19 protein-coding genes (1 of these 19 cut by a window edge) are annotated in these 19,103 nt (G+C 64.3%); 12 read left to right on the top strand and 7 right to left on the bottom strand.

Annotation, left to right across the window (positions count from 1 at the left end; translation table 11 throughout):
* Positions 1-13 precede the first annotated feature (13 nt).
* Genes LZ538_RS12355 through LZ538_RS12340 form a run of 4 tightly spaced genes read right to left on the bottom strand, consistent with a single transcriptional unit; the run spans position 14 to position 5,039 of the window.
* On the bottom strand, positions 14-1,873 hold the full coding sequence (locus tag LZ538_RS12355; protein WP_249832331.1) for a hypothetical protein: 1,860 nt from the start codon (positions 1,871-1,873) through the stop codon (positions 14-16).
* Positions 1,830-2,411 (bottom strand): hypothetical protein, encoded by a 582-nt coding sequence (locus LZ538_RS12350; RefSeq protein WP_249832330.1) that lies wholly within the window; start codon positions 2,409-2,411, stop codon positions 1,830-1,832. The genes LZ538_RS12355 and LZ538_RS12350 overlap by 44 nt, the downstream gene beginning before the upstream one ends.
* A gap of 41 nt (positions 2,412-2,452) precedes the next feature.
* Positions 2,453-2,836: a hypothetical protein gene (locus LZ538_RS12345; protein ID WP_249832329.1), complete on the bottom strand. Its 384-nt coding sequence runs from the start codon at positions 2,834-2,836 to the stop codon at positions 2,453-2,455.
* Positions 2,837-2,849: 13 nt separating this feature from the next.
* Positions 2,850-5,039, bottom strand: coding sequence for a TIR domain-containing protein (locus LZ538_RS12340; protein WP_249832328.1), 2,190 nt, complete (start codon positions 5,037-5,039; stop codon positions 2,850-2,852).
* A gap of 119 nt (positions 5,040-5,158) precedes the next feature.
* On the opposite strand from LZ538_RS12340, the gene ispG reads away from it, so the two are divergent.
* Genes ispG through LZ538_RS12330 form a run of 3 tightly spaced genes read left to right on the top strand, consistent with a single transcriptional unit; the run spans position 5,159 to position 7,379 of the window.
* Entirely contained in the window at positions 5,159-6,295 is a 1,137-nt protein-coding gene (gene ispG, locus LZ538_RS12335; protein ID WP_249832327.1) for a flavodoxin-dependent (E)-4-hydroxy-3-methylbut-2-enyl-diphosphate synthase, read from the top strand.
* Between the two features lie 39 nt (positions 6,296-6,334).
* The gene (locus LZ538_RS13315) at positions 6,335-6,460 is read left to right on the top strand and encodes a hypothetical protein (protein WP_283937823.1); all 126 of its coding nucleotides are present in this window, start codon (positions 6,335-6,337) and stop codon (positions 6,458-6,460) included.
* A 19-nt stretch (positions 6,461-6,479) separates the two neighbouring features.
* Complete coding sequence (locus LZ538_RS12330) at positions 6,480-7,379, top strand: DMT family transporter (protein WP_249832326.1); 900 nt, start codon at positions 6,480-6,482, stop codon at positions 7,377-7,379.
* On the opposite strand, the gene LZ538_RS12325 is transcribed toward LZ538_RS12330, so the two are convergent.
* A complete protein-coding gene (locus tag LZ538_RS12325) occupies positions 7,376-8,017 on the bottom strand; it encodes a DUF1345 domain-containing protein (RefSeq protein WP_249832325.1) in 642 nt (213 codons plus the stop codon). The two genes, LZ538_RS12330 and LZ538_RS12325, sit on opposite strands and share 4 nt — an antisense overlap.
* Positions 8,018-8,067: 50 nt before the next feature.
* Between LZ538_RS12325 and LZ538_RS12320 the strand changes: the two genes are divergently transcribed.
* The 8 genes from LZ538_RS12320 to LZ538_RS12285 all read left to right on the top strand — a co-directional run bounded on the left by LZ538_RS12320 (position 8,068) and on the right by LZ538_RS12285 (position 18,166).
* Positions 8,068-8,382 (top strand): DMT family transporter, encoded by a 315-nt coding sequence (locus tag LZ538_RS12320; RefSeq protein ID WP_249832324.1) that lies wholly within the window; start codon positions 8,068-8,070, stop codon positions 8,380-8,382.
* A gap of 107 nt (positions 8,383-8,489) precedes the next feature.
* Positions 8,490-11,069: a TonB-dependent receptor plug domain-containing protein gene (locus tag LZ538_RS12315; RefSeq protein ID WP_249832323.1), complete on the top strand. Its 2,580-nt coding sequence runs from the start codon at positions 8,490-8,492 to the stop codon at positions 11,067-11,069.
* 37 nt (positions 11,070-11,106) lie between these two features.
* On the top strand, positions 11,107-12,345 hold the full coding sequence (hisS, locus tag LZ538_RS12310) for a histidine--tRNA ligase (protein WP_249832322.1): 1,239 nt from the start codon (positions 11,107-11,109) through the stop codon (positions 12,343-12,345).
* Entirely contained in the window at positions 12,342-13,427 is a 1,086-nt protein-coding gene (gene prfA, locus LZ538_RS12305; RefSeq protein WP_249832321.1) for a peptide chain release factor 1, read from the top strand. Before hisS ends, prfA begins: the two co-directional genes overlap by 4 nt.
* On the top strand, positions 13,424-14,251 hold the full coding sequence (prmC, locus tag LZ538_RS12300) for a peptide chain release factor N(5)-glutamine methyltransferase (protein WP_249832320.1): 828 nt from the start codon (positions 13,424-13,426) through the stop codon (positions 14,249-14,251). Before prfA ends, prmC begins: the two co-directional genes overlap by 4 nt.
* Before the next feature lie 222 nt (positions 14,252-14,473).
* Positions 14,474-15,112, top strand: coding sequence for a DUF4167 domain-containing protein (locus LZ538_RS12295; protein WP_249832319.1), 639 nt, complete (start codon positions 14,474-14,476; stop codon positions 15,110-15,112).
* A 120-nt stretch (positions 15,113-15,232) separates the two neighbouring features.
* Positions 15,233-16,651 carry a DUF4139 domain-containing protein gene (locus tag LZ538_RS12290; protein WP_249832318.1) on the top strand — a complete coding sequence of 473 codons (1,419 nt, stop codon included), beginning with the start codon at positions 15,233-15,235 and terminating at the stop codon, positions 16,649-16,651.
* Between the two features lie 3 nt (positions 16,652-16,654).
* A complete protein-coding gene (locus LZ538_RS12285) occupies positions 16,655-18,166 on the top strand; it encodes a DUF4139 domain-containing protein (protein ID WP_249832317.1) in 1,512 nt (503 codons plus the stop codon).
* Here LZ538_RS12285 and LZ538_RS12280 read toward each other — a convergent pair.
* Positions 18,145-18,534, bottom strand: a complete 390-nt coding sequence (locus LZ538_RS12280) for an acyl-CoA thioesterase (protein ID WP_249832316.1) — start codon at positions 18,532-18,534, stop codon at positions 18,145-18,147. The genes LZ538_RS12285 and LZ538_RS12280 overlap by 22 nt on opposite strands.
* Positions 18,527-18,811: a DUF4231 domain-containing protein gene (locus LZ538_RS12275; protein WP_249832315.1), complete on the bottom strand. Its 285-nt coding sequence runs from the start codon at positions 18,809-18,811 to the stop codon at positions 18,527-18,529. Before LZ538_RS12275 ends, LZ538_RS12280 begins: the two co-directional genes overlap by 8 nt.
* 70 nt (positions 18,812-18,881) lie before the next feature.
* Here LZ538_RS12275 and LZ538_RS12270 point away from each other — a divergent pair, with 70 nt between their 5' ends.
* Positions 18,882-19,103 carry the 5' portion of a CBS domain-containing protein gene (locus LZ538_RS12270; protein WP_249832314.1) on the top strand. It continues 207 nt past the right edge of the window, so only the first 222 of its 429 coding nucleotides appear in the window; it begins with the start codon at positions 18,882-18,884; its stop codon lies beyond the right edge, outside the window.

Genomic DNA, 19,103 nt, shown 5'->3' with positions numbered 1-19,103 from the left:
GCGGCTGTCCAGCTTAGCCGACGCCCAAGTCCCGCTGCTGGTTGACCAGCCGCCACTCGTCCAGGTCGGACAGCATGATCCGCGCGGCCTGTTCGGTGAGGTCCGCGGCGCGCGTGAGGCTGACATATTTGCGCAGCTCGTTGTCGATCTGCCCGAGCACATCCGCTGTCGCCAGCGAGCGCAGGGCATCTCCGCCGAAATCGCCCTGGAAGCGGATTCCGAAGACCGCGGTCGCGAGCGCGGGGAATCCGGCGGACACCAATGTGAACCAGTTGCCATAGGTGTTCACGAATTCCGCGTGCCAGGAGAGGCCGACCAGCGTCGCGATCGACACCACCAGCGTCGCGAAGAACAGCAATGTGCCGAGCTTTTCCAGCCGCTCGTCAAGAAGCTGGATCTGGTGCGCGTTACGCTTGTGATAGCTGACCTGGGGAGCGATCTCCTTGTCGCTCACGAATTCCGCGATCTTGGCGGCAGACGATTGCGAAATCGCTCCGTCCGGACAGCCGATCGCGCGCCACACCGCGCCGGCGTACCAGTCGATCCACCGCTGCGGCACGGGATTGGTCTCCGTGCCCGGCGGATCGGGCGCCGCCACCGCCAGAAGCTTGAGGCTGCGCATGGCCCGGAGGCGCTCAGCAAGCTGGCGGTAATCCAGCCAGCGGCGATGCCACTCGTTCTTGGTGCCGATGTGCGCATTGAGGATGATGGCGACGGTGATCACCATTTCGAACGCGGCCTGCTGCAGCTTGAGGTGCGGCAGCATGAACGCGGCGAGGCCCATGCAGACGGCCAGACCGCCCAGGACGAAGCTGAAGATATGCCCGCTGCGATAGGTCGCGGCCAGGTTCGTCGCGAGGATGTCCGGCCAGCTATAGGCGTCCTGGAGAAGGTCTAGCGGCGCATCTACGCCGTAGGGTGCAGCGTCGCTGCGATATTGCTCCCATTCCTCGCGCACATAAGCGTGAACATGTTCTTCCTTAATGTTGCGAAACCGGAAGGGCTTGATCCCGGCGACCGCCAGCAGGAGCGCATATTCCTGCCGCCATCGGTAGCGCGGCAGATGCTCACGCATGAAGCGCGCCAGGAATTTCTTTTCCTGAGGCGCCGGAGGCGGCACGAGCATCCCGGTAAGCATTATCTCGACATGCTCGCGATCGAATGGGCGCTCCGCCTTGGGGTCGTCGCCCATCGTATCGACGACCGGGTCGAACGCAGCCCACAGGATCCTGCTCGCCCGGTCCATTTCGGGCGGGATATGCACGACCGGCTTGCCGCGCATGACGGCCAGCTCCACGACCTCGCCGGTACCGCCCCTGCCGCGCGCCTTCAGGCCGTCCCAAACGGCGATGATGATGTCGCTATGCGCGACCGTCGCTCTGCCGGCCAGCGCATAGCCCTCGGTCTCGTCTCCCTTTTCGCCGGGAAGCTCGAGCACGCGGTCGGCCTTCGCGAGAAGTGCGTCGAACCGCAGCCGGGCCTCGTCGTTCGCGAGCGTGGTGCGATAGAAGCCGCGTTCGAACGGAAGGATCGCATGAAGCTCCCAGCCCAGGGCAAGCGCGGCTTCGGCGGCGATCTGGTCCGTGCCATCGGCGATGGGCGTGACGAACCGGATGCGCGCCGGCCCCGGCGCAAAGGAATCGCGCTCCTTCTCCAGCAGCCGTGCTGCGCCCTCCGCCAATAAAGCGAGTTTTCTTGTGATCCTGTCGTTCAGCCCGTCGACCGTTCCTGCCGGAAGGGCTTCGATGCGATGGCCCGTGACGCCGACGCTGAGCACGAAGGGCAGGCGGGGTGGGCCGCGCTTGAGCGAGCGACCCACCGCCTCCTGCCTAGCCGGGATTACCGCTTGCTGGTCCAGATCGACCCCCCGCAATCATCCGCCTCAAGGAGGAGTTCTGGTAAATCACGAACAGAATTGCCAGCAAAGATGCCAGACTCAACAGGAGCCCGGCGGTCGCGAGCGGATTGGACATCGCGTGGGTGCCGCCTCCGCCCCCGTTCTTCCAGTCCGGATCGATCGGATTGACCGTGTTATTCGCATTGTCGACGAAGTTTAGCCGATAAGAGAACCATTGCTGGTTGCCGTTGTTCTTGTCCGAAACGATGAGCACCGACGGGCTTGGCTGCAGGACTCCCGTTATCTGATTGTTCGAATCGACGCTCGGGTTGGTGGGGTGCTTTCCCTTGCCCGGCATCATCCAGAAGGCGTTGGTTGCGAATTTGATCCCGAGATGCGCGGGGTCATTGATCACGAAGATCACGTCCTGGGGACCCGTGTTGGGTCCCAGGTCGATCGCGGGGTATGGATCCTGGGGCTTGCCCGATCCGCATGCATTCTTGCTGACGTTGCAAAGTTTCCACTCAATGCCGTCCGTGCCCATGGTGGGCGTAGCTGTCATGACTTCTGCCATAATTTCCCCCTTCGGCTATCACACAGTCCGGCGGTCCGGAATCAGCCGCCGCCGCCATTCTTGAACATCGGATCGACCGCTTCGGCCTGACCGTTTCCGTCGACGAAGTTGAGCTGGTAATGCAGCGTGCAAGCTGCGGAATTCTTGTTGTTGACTGACAGCTGCTTGTCGGAGCAGTCGACGACGTCGATCTGTCCGCTTGCCGCGCCGCTCGGCGGGCAGTCCGTGTCGTGGACATGATCCCAGATCGGGGCCGCGCTGTCGAAGCGCAGGTTGCGGCCTGTGCGATCGAACAGCTTGAACGCGACGTCCCGCGCTCCTGTGCCCTTCGGAAAATCGATCTGCGACTGGTGGGGCTTCTTCCCGTCGAGATCCCAGTCGATCCCGCCGGCCGCATTTCCATTGGCAGTGACCTTCACATCCATCTGCTCGCTCCTCTCATAATGACCGCAAGCTTGCCGCATCGCGCAGGTAAATCGGCTCACGGTAGCCCATTCGGTCGAGCTTGCCGGCGAGTTGCAGCGCGTCGGATCCACGCCCCAGCCCGCGCATGATCAGGACTTTCCTGGCAATCAGGCTGGGCCGGTCGGGAAGGTCCTTTGGCCATGTCGTCGCGGCGAAATTGAAAGCGCGCGCGCTGTCCGCTCGTCGCGACCCCGCGCGCGCCACTATGCCTGTCATGACATAGGCGTTGGCCAGGGCGAGCCGAGCATCCGTGGATTTGTTTTTCACGAGCTCGTCCTTCGCGCCCTGGAGCATCCTTGCCGCATCATCTTCGGCCTCCGCCTGCGCGCCACGGGCAAGCGCCACGCGGGTTGTGAGCTCCATGCACTCGCCCCGCATCCGGACGCGCCATTCGACGACGGTGGCGTCCTTCGCCATCAGCCGGTTGTTGATATCGCACCCCGAACGCACCAGCGCCGCCGCCTCCTCGATCGAATTGCGGCCCAGATCCAGCCGCGCAAGGTCGAACTTCGACCAGCCCGAAAGCCACGTCCAATCCGTGTTCGACGGTTCGGCGGCAACGAGCTGGTCGGCGAGCGCGATCGATTTCTGGAGCTGTGCGGCGCCACTTGCCGCATCGCCCCGGACTGCATTCAGGCGGCCTGCCGCGCGATAGGCGACCACCATCTGTCGCCGATATTCGACATCGCTGCCGGGGCGGGCGACGATCGGCGAAAGCAAGGCGATCTGCCGCTCGCGCTGTGCCAGGGCATCGTCGAGCCGGCCTTCCTTCTCGCGCGTGTCGCCCAGCCACGAGACGACCTCGATCATCGCCTTGCGATATTGTTCGTTGCCGGGATCCGCCGCCACGAGTCTCTCGCGGTCGACCAGGGCGTTGGCGAAGACCGCGCCGGCTTCGGGATAGCGTCCCTGGTCGTTGAGCAGCACGCCGAGGTTACTGTCAGCGTAGATCGCCTCCATCTGCCATTTCGGATTGGAGGAGTCCGCGGCAACCAGTCGCTGCGCCAGCTTTTTATATTCCCGCGCGGAGAGTTCCGCCGTTTTCAGGTCGCCGCGTGAGCGCGCGACATCGCCGACATAGAAGACATTCTGGGCGTGGTCGAAGATGCGCTGCGGGTTGTCGGGCGAACGGCGAAGCGCCTCCGCCGTGCCGTCGAACGCGGCCTGGTAAAAGCCTAGGGCCTTGGCGAGATCGCCGCGGTTGCTGGCGACCTGGCCCATCAGGGTGAGTGCCTTCGATCGCTGGGCGAGAGCATCGTCCGAGAGCTCAGCCGTGTCCTGGTTCTGGTAATAAGCAAGCGCCCTGGCGCCGACGGAGTCGAGCACGTCGAGCCGGCCGAGCGGTTCGAGCTTGTCCTTCAGGTCCCCGAGCATGAAGGCGACGAGGCTCTCCGCCTGGCGCCGCTGATCGCGAGCGGCATCGCGCGACTGGACGGCCATGATGGCGAGGGTGCTTGTCACGCCCATGCCGGCAATCGAGGCGGCTGCGAGCCACGCGAGGCGCCGTTGCCTGCGGGTCTGCTCGCGGCGGACGAGATCGTCCAGCCCGACGCCGAGCATGCCCGCGACAAGCTTGAGGAAGGCGAGCCGCCGTCCGTCCTTGCCCTCACGGAAGTCTGCTGCGATCGGCTCGGCGCGCTTGTTGGTGATGCGTCCGCGCTTGTCGAAACGGTGGCGAAGAGCGGGCGGGAAGCATTCCTCGTCCACATGATCTTCGAGGTCGCTCGCGAACGGCTCACCGTCGACAATGGCGGCAAGCACGCACCCCTCGCGCCGCACCCGCTTGAACGTCTCGATCTCGGCGTTGGTCCAGCGCGACTTGGCCGCGTCGGGCGAGCAAAGCACGATCAGGAAACGGGAGGATGTCAGCGCCTCTCCGATCTCGACGGTCAAATCGTCGGCGGCGGCGAGCTCCTGGCGATCCCGGAAGATCGGGGTGAGCCTGCTCGGTATGATGCCGTTGGTCGTCAGCTGACCCGCGAGCGAACGCGGGACGTGAAAGGCCTCAAGCTCGTCATGAAGCCACTGCGCGAACTCCTGGTCCTTGTGGCTGTAGCTGAGGAAGGCGTAATAAACGTGCTGCGGGCGGAACATGGCTGATCCGTCCTGCGCCGCCGCGTTCGGCGCTCCCTGTCGGTCCGGCACATCTGCCAGCTTCAGCATGGCCAGCCCCCTGACTTTCGCTAAGCCTGTTAACACAACGGGCTAAGAGTCGCGATTGTCTTTGCATAATCTGCCGGCCTGGCTTTGCCCGGGGGTGCCGGGTCCTTATATGGCGGCCAATGTCTTCAATTCGTCCCTGGCGCGATATCGATCGGCGCAAGTCGCGGCAGATCATGCTCGGCTCCGTCCCGGTTGGCGGAGATGCGCCGATTTCCGTGCAGACGATGACCAACACGCCGACCGAGGATGCGCGCGCGACGATCGACCAGATCCGGCGCTGCGAGGATGCCGGTGCAGATATCATCCGCGTGTCGTGCCCGACTGCGGACAGCACGGCGGCGCTCAGGGAGATCGTCCGCGCCGCGCGCGTCCCGCTCGTCGCGGACATCCACTTTCACTACAAGCGCGCTCTCGAAGCGGCCGACGCCGGGGCGGCCTGCCTGCGCATAAACCCGGGCAACATCGGCTCCGAGGAGCGCGTGCGCGAAGTGATCGCCGCGGCCCGAGCAAACGGCTGCGCGATCAGGATCGGCGTCAACGCCGGAAGCCTCGAGAAAGACCTGCTCGAGAAATATGGCGAGCCCTGCCCCGAAGCTCTGGTCGAAAGCGCGCTCGACCATATCCGGATCCTCGAGGATCACGGGTTCCGCGATTACAAGGTCGCGGTGAAGGCGAGCGACGTCTTCCTTGCCGTCGCCGCCTACCAGCAACTTGCAGGCGAAGTGGATTGCCCGCTGCATTTGGGGATCACCGAGGCTGGTGGATTGATCGGCGGCACCGTCAAATCCGCCATCGGGATCGGAAACCTGCTGTGGGCCGGCATCGGGGACACCATACGCGTCTCACTGTCGGCGGAGCCGGAGGAAGAGGTTCGCGTCGGCTACGAGATCCTCAAGAGCCTCGGAATCCGCAGCCGCGGTGTGCGCGTCGTCTCCTGCCCGAGCTGCGCGCGCCAGGGTTTCGACGTCATCCGCACCGTCGAGGCGCTGGAAGAGCGGCTGCAGCATATCAAGACGCCGATGTCGCTCAGCGTTCTCGGCTGCGTGGTGAATGGACCCGGCGAAGCGCGCGAGACGGACATCGGGATCACCGGCGGCGGCCAGGGCAAGCATATGGTCTACCTGTCGGGGGTGACGGACCATCACGTGCAGGACGCCGACATGATCGATCACATCGTCCGGCTGGTCGAGGAGAAGGCGGCCGAGATCGAAGCGGCGGGCGCGGAAGAGCATCGGACGCTCGACGCGGCCGAGTAAGGTTAGCCTTCCTTAACCTTATCGGCGCAGCTTGGCGCCGTGACCAAGCTGTTGCTCATCCTGCTGATCGGCGGAGCGCTCGCGAATGCGCTTGCACCGCCCTCTGCGCCGCCCTTGCTGATCGACTCTGGGCCGTCACCAGCCGCTCTCGACGCATCGAACTGATCGCCGCTAAGCGCGGCGGATGAACCGCGTCGCGCAGCATCCCGTGCAGGCCTTTGCCGCAGCTCTCGGCGCGGTCGCGATCCTGTCGATCATGGACGCGGTGATGAAAGCGCTGGTGATTGCGATCGGGATTTATTCCGTCAGCATCTGGCGCTCGGTCACGAACCTTGTCCTGACCGGGGCGCTTTACCTGCCGCGCCGACTGCCCTGGCCGAGCCGTCAGACGCTGAAGATCCATGTCGCCCGTGGCGTGGTGGTTACCGTGATGGCGGCATTGTTCTTCTGGGGCATCGGGCGCGTGCCTCTGGCGCAGGCGATCGCGCTCACCTTCATCGCTCCGCTGATCGCGCTTATCCTCGCCGCGCTCTTCCTTCATGAGAGGATCGGGCGCCGCTCGGTCGCGGGCTCGTTCGCGGCTTTCGCGGGGGTTCTAGTGATCGTGCTCGGTCAGGCCCGCGCCGACCTCGGCGAAGAAGTGCTGGTCGGCAGCCTGGCGATCGTGGGGTCCGCCCTCTGTTATGCGTGCAACATCGTACTGATGAGACATCAGTCCCTCGCCGCGAAACCGCTCGAGATCAACTTCTTCCAGTCGATCACGGTGCTCGCCCTGTGGCTTGCTGCCGTACCTTTTTTTGGAGTCCCGCACTGGCCCGCAGGCTGGTGGATGTGGATCCTGACCGCCGCACTGATGTCGACCGCCGGAGGCCTGCTGTTCTCGTGGGCCTATGCTCGGGCAGAGGCGAGCTATCTCGCAGTGACCGAATATAGCGCGTTCCTGTGGGCATCCGCGCTCGGCTGGCTGATCTTCCGGGAGCCGGTCTCGCTCTACACGGTAGCAGGCGCGGCCCTGATCGTCGGCGGATGCGCGGTGGCCGCGCGCGGCAAAGTCACCGACCCTCCGGAAATGGACTATACCTAACTGCTTCCGAGTACGTTGATCGTGAAGGCGAGCACGCCGATGTTGAAAACGAACGCCGCGACCGAATGGAAGATCACAACGCGGCGTATGGATTGGTTCGCGATAGTCACGTCCGAAGTCTGGAATGTCATCCCGAGCGTGAATGAGAAGTAGATGAAATCCCAGTAAACGGGAGCTGGGGTGCCTGGGAATTGCAAGACGGCGCAGTCAGCGTCAGGGCCTCGATATGCAAGATGGGCGTAATGCAGCGCGTAGATGGCGTTGCTGAACACCCATGCGACAAGAAGAGTGACAACAACCAAGACTTTGGTGAGCGGTTGGGGGCGTTGTCCCATCGTTTCAGCGGCGATCGCCAGCAGCAGCACGAGCATCACGACTGCCGTTATGACCAGCAGCACCTCGCGGTTCGCGTCATTGGCATTAGCATGCCGCTGAATGGTCGTAGCTTCGCGCGTTCGGAGAAGCGGGACACAAGAGACCAGGAAAACCGCAGCGGCGATATCGAACCCCGCCAGGATTCCCAGCGCCGTGTCGGCCAAGCAGCGGATGGCAATCCAAGAGCCGACAAGCAGCAACGCGAGGAACAGAAGGAAGCGGGGAGGCGCGATCACATTGCCGATGAAGCGGCGGTCAGCCATGGTTCCAATCCGTAACGAATCCTGTTCAATCGTCTAGTGGAAGGCTGGCAATGGCGTGGTTCTGGCTCATCGTCGGCGGCCTGTTCGAAGTTGGATTCACGACGTCGCTCCGCTTTGTCGACGGCTTCAGGAACATACCCTGGACGCTGACCTTCCTGATTTCTGTGGCGATCAGCATGGGGCTGCTCGAGCTGGCCGCGCGCTCAATCCCGATGGGAACCGCTTATGCGGTCTGGGGCGGGATCGGGGCCGTCGGGACGGTCCTTGTCGGCATCCTGTTCTTCAATGAGCCAGCGGCGCTGATCCGCATCTTGCTGATCTTCGCAATCGTCGCGGCAATTGCAGGACTGAAGCTAACCGGGTGAACTGCCGCGGCCGCTCGTCGGCAGCAGTAGGCACTTTGTCGACCGTGCGAGCGTTGTCAGGCCCGGTTCACCTCGCGGGGCTAGCGCAGGCCGCAATGCTTATTCGGATGAAACTGCTCGGGAGCGCGGCGTTCCTGCTCCCGCTTTCCACCGTGGCTCGAGCACAGGAGGCTGAGCCCGTGCAGCAGCCCTCCTCAGCGACGGCAGCTGCGCTGGGCGAGGCTGAGCAACCGCAACCCGCCGTCGAGCCGAGCGACTATGGCGACGAGGAAATCGTCGTCATGGGCGCGCGGCCCCGCGGGTCCGTCGTCGGCGATATTCCCCCGGAACAGACCCTGGATTCTCGCGACGTGCGCGCGACAGGCGCGACGAACATCAGCGAATTGCTCGACGCCCTAGCCCCTCAGATCGGGAGCGCCCGCGGCCGCGAAGGCGGTCCCCCGGTCCTCCTGCTGAACGGCCGAAGGGTTTCGGGCTTTCGCGAGCTGCGCGACATCCCGACGGAAGCGATCCAGCGGGTTGAAATCCTGCCGGAAGAGGTGGCGCTTAAATATGGCTATCGCGCCGACCAGCGCGTCGTGAACATCGTGCTTCGCCAGCGTTTCCGGTCAACGGTAGCGGAGGCGCGCGCGAACGCAGCGACGGAAGGCGGCTATCTCGGAGGCACGGGAGACCTTACCCGGCTGATGATCGGCCGCGACGGGCGCACACAGATCAACGTCCACGCAGAGAGCAACGGGATGCTGACCGAGGCGGAGAGGGACATCATAGCGTCCAATGTACCTGCCGGGGCGACGGAAAACCAAGCCCTCGAAGCCCGTTCGCTCGTCCCATCGAAGACGCTGCTGCGCGGGAGCGGGGTGTTCAACCGAACCATATTCGGCGACGTGTCGGCGACGCTCAACACCGAAGTCGAGCATATAGATGGCCGCTCGCTGTTCGGGCTTGGCGAGACTTTGCTCGAACCGCTCGTCCGCGACACGAACAGCAACGGCGCCCACCTCGGCACCACGCTGAATTGGGACAAAAGCGGCTGGAACTGGAACGTCACCGGAAACGGCGACTATCTGCACTCAGTCACTCGATCCGATCGGGATGATGTCAGCGGAGATCGCGATCGCGCTTCTAGCGACCAGCTTTCGGGCGATCTGACAGGCACTGCCAACGGTAAACTATTCAGCCTGCCCGCCGGTGACGCGATGACGACGCTCCGCCTCGGCCTGAGCACGGTCCAGCTCGACAGCGAGACCCGCGACGAGACCGGCCTGACCCCAAGCGATCTTGGCAGGACGAGCGAGACCGCGTCGGTCAATTTCGATCTGCCGGTATCGCGTCGCAATCGCGACTTCAGCGCGCTCGGCAATCTCACCCTGAATGCGAATGCGGAAGTCGATCATCTGTCCGACTTCGGCACGCTGACGGTGCTGGGCGCGGGTGCGAACTGGTCCCCTGCCGACCGGCTTAATTTCATCAGCAGTTGGACAAGGGAGGAGGGCGCGCCCACGCTCAACCAGCTCGGCGATCCGATTATCACGACCCCCAACGCCCGAATATTCGACTTCACGACGGGTGAGACGGTGCAGGTAACGGCTACCACCGGCGGCAATCCCGATTTGCTCGCCGACCGCCGCAACGTCTGGAAGATCGGCGGAAATTGGCAGCCCATCAAGGATACGGACCTGAGGCTGCGGGCTGAGTATGTTCACTCGACGATTGACAAACCGGTCTCCAACATCAGCGCCACGCCCGAGATCGAAGCAGCGTTTCCCGAACGGTTCGTGCGCGATTGCCCGACGCCGGCGCCTTGCCTCGGCCCTCTCATCAGCGTCGACCTTAGGCCAATCAATTTCGACCAAGCCCGCCGCGACACCCTACGCATAGGATTCGACTTCTCGAAGCCGTTGAAGTCGAGGCGGCCTTCCCAGTCGGTCATGGATCAGATTCGCGCGCAGTTCGGAGGCCGCAGTCGACCGTCCAGTGGCGGCGCGGGAGCACAGGGCGAGAGTGCGCCTCCGCCTCCGCCGCCTGAGGGAGCGCCACCGCCCGATGCCGGACCGCCCCCGGGCGGCGGCGGAGGTTTCGGCGGTCCCGGGGGAGGCCGTGGCTTCGGTGGCGGAGGCTTCGGGCGCGGCGGATTCGGCAGCCGCGGGCGATTGCAGTTTTCGATAACCGACACGGTCACCCTTGTGGACGAGGTGCGCATCGCGCCGGGAATCCCGAAGGTCGATTATCTGCATGGCGACGCAGCGGGATCGACAGGCGGTACCCCGCGCCATCAGGTCCAGGCGCAGGCCGGCTGGTCGAACAACGGCCTCGGCGCAAGGGTGGCGGCCAACTGGCGCAGTGGAACGCACGTCGACAGCCTCGACGGCAACGATCTCGACTTCTCCCCCTACGGCACGTTCGATCTTCGACTGTTCGCCAATCCCGGCGACATTCCGGAGCTCGCGTTGAAGCAGCCCTGGATGCGTGGCACGCAGATCCGCCTCGAGGCGAACAACATCTTCAATAGCAAACCCAAGGTGCGGGATGCGTCTGGCGAGGTGCCGCTCAACTACCAGGCGGACCTGCTGCAGCCCCTCGGCCGAACGATCATGATCAGCTTCCGCAAGCTATTCTCGCCTCCGCCGAGCTGGTATCGGCAGCAACGCGAGCGCGAGCAGCAGCAGACCAATCCGCCGCGCTGATTCCGCATTGCGCAATTTTGTGCTTTAGGGCCGGGCAATGACGCCGGTTCAGCCCGTTCGGGGCATGCAAAGCCTGTTGGGAGAAGACGCCGACCGCCTTGCGGCGGTGGTGGCTGCGTTCGACCGTGTGCGCCGTCTTTATGGGTTCAGGCGCGTCGAGGTCCCAACGGTCGAGCAAACGCAGGTCTTTGCGCGCAGCATCGGGGAGACAACGGACGTTGTCTCAAAGGAGATGTACTCGTTCGAGGACCGCGGCGGAGAATCGATCACTTTGCGGCCCGAGTTCACCGCTGGGATTTGCCGCGCCTATCTCTCCGAGGGGTGGCAGCAATATGCGCCGCTGAAAGTCGCGACCCATGGTTCGGCTTTCCGCTACGAACGTCCGCAAAAGGGCCGCTTCCGAGAATTCCATCAGCTCGACGCCGAGATCATCGGAGCCGCGGAGCCGCAGGCGGATGTGGAGATACTGAGCTTCGGCTACCAGCTGTTGCAGGAGCTCGGAATCGCCGAGGGCGTGACGCTCGAGCTCAACACCCTCGGCGACCCGGAGACCCGCGATGCGTGGCGCACCGCCCTCGTCGACTATTTCAAAGCGCATCGCGGCGAGCTTTCCGAAGACAGCCAGACGCGGCTGGAGCGCAACCCGCTGCGGATTCTCGACAGCAAGGACGCGCGGGACAAAGCGATCAGTGCGGATGCTCCGGCCATCGACGAGCATCTGACGGGTGAGGCCGCGGATTTTTTTGCGGCGGTCACCGCTGGGCTGGACGCCGCCCGCGTGCCGTGGAAGCGGAACGCGGGCTTGGTTCGCGGCCTCGATTATTACCGCCACACGGCATTCGAGTTCGTAACCGATCGCCTGGGTGCCCAGGGAACGGTAATCGCCGGCGGACGATATGATGGCCTCATCGAGGCGCTCGGCGGTCCGCACACCCCCGCAGTCGGTTGGGCAGCCGGCATCGAGCGTCTTGGCATGATGATCGATGCGCCGCCCGCGGAAACGGCGTCGGTCGCGGTCATCCCGCTTGGTGAGCGCGCGGATGCGGAAGCGCAGCGCATCGTGGCTGGCCTTCGACGCGAAGGCATTGCGACCGAGATCGGCTACCGCGGCAATATGAAGAAGAGGCTTGCCCGCGCGAATACTTCCGGCGCGAAATATGCCCTGATCCTTGGTGACGACGAGCTCGATCGCGGACAAGCGCAGCTGAAGAATCTCTCCACCGGCGAGCAGCGCGGCGTCTCCCTCGACCTTATCGCGGACGCGATCCGCCAATGACCCAGATCTCGTCGGAACGCATCGCGAGCATCGAGGCGCGCAAGCAGGAGCTTGCCGACGCCATGGCGCGCGCGGACGTGTCGCCCGAGGAGTTCGTTCGGCTGTCGAAGGACTATGCGGCGATCGAACCGGTCGCTGCCGCTGCACGCGAAGTCCGGCGGCTGCGTGCGGAGCTGGAGGTCTTGAACGGCATGGTCGCAGACCCGACGGCCGAGCCGGAACTCAAGGAAATGGCTTCGACGGAGGCTGAAGAAATCCGCCACAAGCTGCCACAGGCGGAGCGCGACCTGGCCGTCAGGCTGCTGCCGCGCGACGCGGCGGACGACCGCGCTGCGATGCTCGAAATCCGGGCCGGCACAGGCGGCGATGAAGCAGCGCTGTTCGCGGGCGACCTGCTACGCATGTACCAGCGCTTTGCGGAAACGCAGGGATGGCGGTTCGAGCTGATCTCGGCGAGCGAGTCCGACGTCGGCGGCTTCAAGGAGGCGATCGCCTCCATCAACGGCGCGGGCGTGTTCGCGCGGCTGAAATTCGAAAGCGGCGTCCATCGCGTCCAGCGGGTGCCGGTCACCGAGAGCGGCGGGCGCATCCACACGTCGGCGGCGACCGTAGCCGTTCTTCCCGAAGCGGAGGACGTGGACGTCCAGATCGACGACAAGGACCTGCGCATCGACGTCTATCGATCGTCAGGTCCCGGCGGTCAGTCGGTGAACACGACCGACAGCGCGGTGCGCATTACCCACCTGCCGACCGGGCTGGTCGTGATCCAGCAGGACGAGAAATCGCAGCACAAGAACAAGGCCAAGGCGCTCAAGGTCTTGCGGACGCGCCTGTTCGAGATGGAGCGCGAAAGGCTCGCCAACGAACGCGCGGGCGCTCGCAAATCCATGGTTGGCTCGGGCGACCGCTCGGAGCGGATTCGCACCTATAATTTCCCGCAAGGACGGGTGACCGACCACCGCATCAACCTCACGCGGCACAATCTGGACGAAGTCCTGGAAGGCGCCGGACTAACCGAGATTATTGATGCATTGGTCGCGGAAGACGAAGCGGAGCGCCTGGCGGGTCTGGAGGACGCGTGAAAGCGATTGCCCGCGCGCTCGCGGATGGAGCGCGTCAGCTCGAGAAGAACAGCGATACCCCGCGCCTGGACGCGGAGCTGCTGATGTCCGAGGCGCTTCACATCGACCGCGACAAGCTGATCCTTTCGCCACCCGACCGAAACGTGCCCGAGCGCTTCTGGGACATGATCGGCCGCCGCCAGGCAGGAGAGCCGATCGCCTACATCACCGGGCGGCGCGCATTCTGGAACATCGAGCTCCATGTCGGACCCGGAGTGCTGATTCCCCGTCCCGACAGCGAAGTGCTCATCGCTTCGGCCATCGAGCATTTCGAGGGGACGGCGGGACCGAAGCGCGTGCTTGACCTGGGCACGGGCCCCGGCACCCTTCTCCTGGCGGCGCTCGACATCTGGCCCCAGGCAACCGGGCTCGGCATCGACCTGTCGCGACAGGCGCTGTCCTACGCAGCAGCCAATGCGCGCCGCCTCGGCTTTGAACAAAGGCTCAAGCTCCAGCTCGGAGACTGGGCGGCAGGTGTCAGGGAGACATTCGACCTGATCCTGTGCAATCCGCCTTACATCCGCGACGATGCGGACCTTGGGCCGGGCGTGCGCGAGTTCGAGCCGGATGAGGCGCTGTTTGCCGGAAGCGAGGGCCTCGACGCTTATCATGTTCTTGCGCCGCAGCTTCCCGCGCTACTGAGCAAGGGGGGGCTGGCAGCCGTCGAGATCGGGTACGATCAGGCCGCGGAAGTGCCTGCGCTGCTCGGACGCGATGGGCTGGACGCACAGGTCGCACTCGATCTGGCTGGTCGGCCCCGGGCGGTGCTTCTAACCTGGGTTTGAACGAAATTGCTTGGCATTGACTGTCCGGCACACTACATCAGTGTCCAGGGCCGGGTCCGCTCCACCAGGATTGAAGAGCGCATCCCGTCCACCCCCGACGCAATCGGCCGTTCGCTTCACGCTTCAGCGTGAGACCGGAACGAGAGGGTCAGGATCCGCGCTTGCGGTCCTGCCCGACTGAGGGCCCAAGGGGCTGACTACACTGCGTAAGGACGTAGGCATTTGATCAACAATCGACAGGGTGGCGGCCGCAGGCGCGGTCGCGGGGGACAGCGGGGACAGAACCTCGGCGGACAGCCGGGGAATCGCCAGGACAATCGTCAGCGGGGCAATGCCGCGCAGCTGCTCGAAAAATACAAGAATATGGCGCGCGACGCCCAGCTTGCCGGCGATCGCGTCCAGACCGAATATTATCTGCAGTTCGCGGACCATTATTTCCGCGTGCTGAGCGAAAGCCGCGCGCGCTTTGAGGACCAAAGGCGCCAGCGCGGCGAGGATCTCGATGATGAGGAAGGCGAGGACGAACTCGTCGATGCGGGCGAAGAGCAGGCCGCAGGCGACGAGCGCGAGGAGCGCGAAGACCGCCGCGATCGTGGCGAACGCTTCAATCGCCGCAGCCGGGAGCGTCGTCCACGTAATGCGGACGAGCAGTCCGCCGACGATGCTGGCGACAACGAAGACCGTCAGCCGCGTGTAAACGGCGGTGGCGAAACCATTCCGTTCGACATCCTCCCGCCAGCCATCGGCCGTGACGAAGAAAGCGCCGAGGCAGCCGAGGAAGAGCAACCGCGGCGGCCGCGTCGCCGGACGAGGGCTCAACGCTCGGACGATAACGACAGCGACATCGCGCCAGCGGCCTGACTTGGATCTCTCATGAAGATTGAGGCGGCGGGGTTTCCCGTCGCCTTTTTCTTTGACCCGGCTCACTTGCGGTTCAGCTAGGCGACGTGAAAACTGCGCATTCACCGGAGGGGAGAGTGCATGCGTTTAATCTCGCTGGGAGCCTTGCTCGCTGCGTCGGCTGCTTATGCGCAGCCGGTTCCAACCCCGGCGCAGACCGCGCAGGGCGACGTCGCCGTTACCATCTACAATAACGATCGCGCGCTCGTTGAGGACAAGCGCACGCTCGATCTTCCAGCCGGGCGCAGCCGCCAGGAATTCCGCGACGTCTCAGCGCAAATCCAGCCGGAAACAGTGACGCTCAACGGACGCGGAATCGGTATCGTAGAGCAGAATTTCGATTTCGATCTGCTGTCGCCGTCAGCATTGATGCAAAACGCCGTCGGCCAGACCGTGACCTTGGTTCGCGTCAATCCGGCGACCGGCGCAGAAGTGCGGGAGCCCGCACGCATCCTCGCAGCAAATGGCGGCGTTGTGATGCAGATCGGCGATCGCATCGAAGTGCTCCGCGACGACGGATTGCCGGCGCGCGTGATCTTCGACGCCGTGCCTGCAAGCCTGAGGGCGCGGCCGACTTTGTCGGTAACGCTCGATTCCAATGCGAGCGGATCGCGGCCCGTGACGCTGACCTATCTCACCCCAGGCCTTGGCTGGGCGGCGGATTATGTTGCGCTGTTCGACGAAGCCAACGGGCGCATGGACGTGCAGGGATGGGTCACGCTGACAAACAACAGCGGCACCCCCTACGTGAATGCGTCGACGCTTTTGGTGGCCGGCAATGTCGGCCAGAATTCCGGGTATCGGGGAGGGTATGGCGGAGGATATCCGCCGCCCCCGCCACCCCCTCCGCCACCGGGGGTTATCGATCGCGCGGGCACGGAGACGGCAACGCGTGAGCGACTGGGAGACTTCTACCTCTATCCGCTCCCCGAGCGAACTACGATCGCCGACAAGCAGACCAAGCAGGTTAGCTTCCTCGACGTGCAGAATACACCGGCCGCGCGGGCATATGAGTTCCGCAACGGATGGCTCTCGACCGCTGACCAGCCACTGAGCGCCAATACTGTCCTGCGTTTTTCCAGCTCGCGAAATCAAGGGCTCGGCGATGCGCTGCCGGCCGGGACGGTGCGCGTCTACCAGCGCGACGCGCGCGGCAATCCGCAGTTCGTCGGCGAGCACCGGATCGGCCATACGCCAATGGGTTCGGACATCAGCCTGGCGACGGGCCAGGCATTTGACGTCAAGGTGCGCCCGGTTGTGGAGGAAAGGACGAAAGTCGGAGACAGCCGCTGGCGTACGCGCATGCGTTATACTTTGACCAATGCCGGACCCAAGCCGATCACGGTGGACCTGATCCAATCGGGCCTGTGGGGCGACACGCGCATCACCGACCAAAGCGCGAAATCGGAACGGCTGAGCGCCGACGAAGCGCGTTGGCGGGTTCCCGTGCCCGCCAACGGCGAAGCAACAGTCACGGCGACGTTCGACAGCCGCTACTGAACCGTGCGCGTGCTGCTCCCGCTGGTCGCGCTTGCCTTGGCAGGGCGCGTCGAGGCCCAGGCGATCGTCAGTTCGCCGGAACCCGACCGCGTATCCGTAACGGTGTACCGCGATCCCGACCGGGGACTGCAGCCGCTCAACCTGTCGTGGCTCGGCGGCTATGCGCTGGTAAGTGAGACGCGCCACGTAAGACTGCCGGCGGGCGAGAGCGAGTTGCGCTTCGTCGGCGTCACGTCGGGCATCGTCCCGCAGAGCGCGATCGTCACCGGACTTGGCGAAGCCGTGATCGAGAAGAATCGCGATGCGCGACTGCTATCCCCCGGCACCTTGCTCGACGCGACACTTGGGGAGCGGCTGCATCTTCGGCGCACGTCGAAGGCGACTGGCGCCGTGCGCGAACAGGATGCCATCGTGCGGGCGAACAATGACGGGGTAGTGATCCAGAGCGCAGACGGAGTTGAGGCGCTGCGATGCACGGGGTTGCCGGAAACGCTGCTGGCGGATCGTGTGCCGGCCGACCTTTCCGCCAAGCCCACGCTGTCGGTGCGCGTGCGCAGTCCCCGCGCGATCGAGCGTCAGGTCACGCTCTCCTACATCACGAACAATTTCGACTGGCAGGCCGATTACGTCGCCGAGCTCTCCAATAATGGAGACAGCATCTCACTGTTCGGCTGGCTGACAATGGCGAATGGAGATTCCACGGGGCTTGAGAATGCCCGCACGCAGGCGGTCGCGGGCAAGCTGAACCGCCAGCGGGTGTGGGTCGATCCCGGCCAGGCGAAACCGATCTCGATCCAATGCTGGCCGCAAGGCACGACCAGCGACTTGCCCGAGGAAAGCGAATTCATCGCCGTAACCGGGTCGCGCATGATCGCTCCTCGCGCTCCCCCGCCCCCGCCGCCACCACCGCCGCCGGCCGCAGCGCCCGAGCGCGGCGGAGGCGACGTAATGGCGCAGGAAGAACAGCTCGGCGATGTCAGGCTTTACCGGATACCGATCGAGGTGACGGTTGCGGCCAAGTCGCAAAAGCAGATTGCATTGCTTCGGCAGCCAGCGGTGAAGGTCGAGAGCATTCTGCGCCTCCGCCCTCATCAATCCGGTTCACCGCAGGTGGAACGAGTGCTTGTCACTCGGAATCGTGTTGCCGAGGGCCTTGGCCTGGCCTTGCCGGCAGGGAAGGTCGCGTTGTTCGGTAGAACAGACGGCCGGCGTATCCTGCTCGGCGAAGGCAGGATCGACGACTATACCGTTGGAGAGAAGGTCGAGATTCCCGTTACGACCTCCACTGGCGTCTTGGCCGATCTGAGACAGGTTGGGCTAGGCGAGAGCTACCATCTCGAACTCAAGCTCACCAACGACCTCCCTCGATCTCAACTCGTGGAGGTCGAATTTCCGCTAGGAGCCAGATCGATGACTGGCCCTAAGCTCGCGGCGCGCGATGGCTGGAAGCTGTGGCGCGCGATCGTACCGGCGAACGGCATTGCGGAACTTCACTATACGATCGGCGGCGACTGATCGACCGAACGCGGACGATGATTCGCGTCGAGGGCAACGAAGGTGAACAAGCCTTCGGTCACCTTCACCTGGGTCTCGCCAAGGTCGCGTTCGGCAATGACCTCGATCCTTACGCCCATCGAAGTCCGTCCAACCCGTTCCACGTGGGCATAGACTGAGATCAGGTCGCGCAGGTGGATCGGCTGAATGAACTCCATGGCTTCGATCGCGACGGTTGCGACCGGGCCTTTCGAGCGGCGCGACGCGACGATGCCGGCCGCTATGTCCATCTGACTTAGCACCCAGCCTCCGAAGATATGGCCGTTGGCATTGATGTCAGTCGGCCCCGGCATCACCCGCAGGATCGGTTTCCGCTCGTTATCAGTCATTCTCATTCTCGCTGCGGGGGGTCGCCTGCTCGTCGTGCCCGCTCGACGAACTCAGGAACACCAATGTCATCAGCCCCGTACCGAGCAGGACCGTCAGGCCAATCCCTAGCGCCGTCGCTATCAGCATGTGCACGTGGATGGTCGAATCGCCGCGCGCGACGATGAACACGGCGATTGCGGCGATGACGATCGACAGAAGGGCAAGGAGCCGGAAAATCCGCCAGAAGCGGTGCATCGTCGATATTCGCGGGCTGGGGATCGGATCGATTTGAGGCATGCCTTCCCTTTGCGCACGCGAAATGGGACTATCAAGGCGTCGCTCGCCGAGTCCGCGGAAAGGGAGTGCAATGACAATCTCTGCAGTGCTGAGCTCCAAGGGTAGCGCCGTCGAAACCATCTCCGCGGATGCGACCATGTTCGAGGCGGTCCGCAGGCTCGGCGAAAAGCGAATCGGAGCCCTGCCGGTGACCGAGGACGGGCGAATCGTCGGCATGATCTCCGAACGGGACGTGATCTACTGCCTGCGCGACCACGGGGCGGAGGTGTTGGCCTGGCCCGTAGGCAGGGTA

The organism is Sphingomonas hankyongi (assembly GCF_023516575.1).
In the GTDB taxonomy this organism is placed as follows: domain Bacteria; phylum Pseudomonadota; class Alphaproteobacteria; order Sphingomonadales; family Sphingomonadaceae; genus Sphingomicrobium; species Sphingomicrobium hankyongi.
Note: the sequence above shows the minus strand (reverse complement) of the source record. Positions and strands in the feature narration are given on the sequence as shown.

Excerpts from the sequence above, each read along its gene's own strand:
- prfA (WP_249832321.1), top strand. The coding sequence starts at position 12,342 with ATGACCCAGATCTCGTCGGAACGCATCGCGAGCATCGAGGCGCGCAAG.
- LZ538_RS12330 (WP_249832326.1), top strand. The coding sequence starts at position 6,480 with ATGAACCGCGTCGCGCAGCATCCCGTGCAGGCCTTTGCCGCAGCTCTC.
- LZ538_RS12315 (WP_249832323.1), top strand. The coding sequence starts at position 8,490 with ATGAAACTGCTCGGGAGCGCGGCGTTCCTGCTCCCGCTTTCCACCGTG.
- hisS (WP_249832322.1), top strand. The coding sequence starts at position 11,107 with ATGACGCCGGTTCAGCCCGTTCGGGGCATGCAAAGCCTGTTGGGAGAA.
- LZ538_RS12340 (WP_249832328.1), bottom strand. The coding sequence starts at position 5,039 with ATGCTGAAGCTGGCAGATGTGCCGGACCGACAGGGAGCGCCGAACGCG.
- LZ538_RS12325 (WP_249832325.1), bottom strand. The coding sequence starts at position 8,017 with ATGGCTGACCGCCGCTTCATCGGCAATGTGATCGCGCCTCCCCGCTTC.
- LZ538_RS12275 (WP_249832315.1), bottom strand. The coding sequence starts at position 18,811 with ATGCCTCAAATCGATCCGATCCCCAGCCCGCGAATATCGACGATGCAC.
- LZ538_RS12280 (WP_249832316.1), bottom strand. The coding sequence starts at position 18,534 with ATGACTGATAACGAGCGGAAACCGATCCTGCGGGTGATGCCGGGGCCG.
- LZ538_RS12345 (WP_249832329.1), bottom strand. The coding sequence starts at position 2,836 with ATGGATGTGAAGGTCACTGCCAATGGAAATGCGGCCGGCGGGATCGAC.
- LZ538_RS12320 (WP_249832324.1), top strand. The coding sequence starts at position 8,068 with ATGGCGTGGTTCTGGCTCATCGTCGGCGGCCTGTTCGAAGTTGGATTC.
- LZ538_RS12290 (WP_249832318.1), top strand. The coding sequence starts at position 15,233 with ATGCGTTTAATCTCGCTGGGAGCCTTGCTCGCTGCGTCGGCTGCTTAT.
- ispG (WP_249832327.1), top strand. The coding sequence starts at position 5,159 with ATGTCTTCAATTCGTCCCTGGCGCGATATCGATCGGCGCAAGTCGCGG.
- LZ538_RS12350 (WP_249832330.1), bottom strand. The coding sequence starts at position 2,411 with ATGGCAGAAGTCATGACAGCTACGCCCACCATGGGCACGGACGGCATT.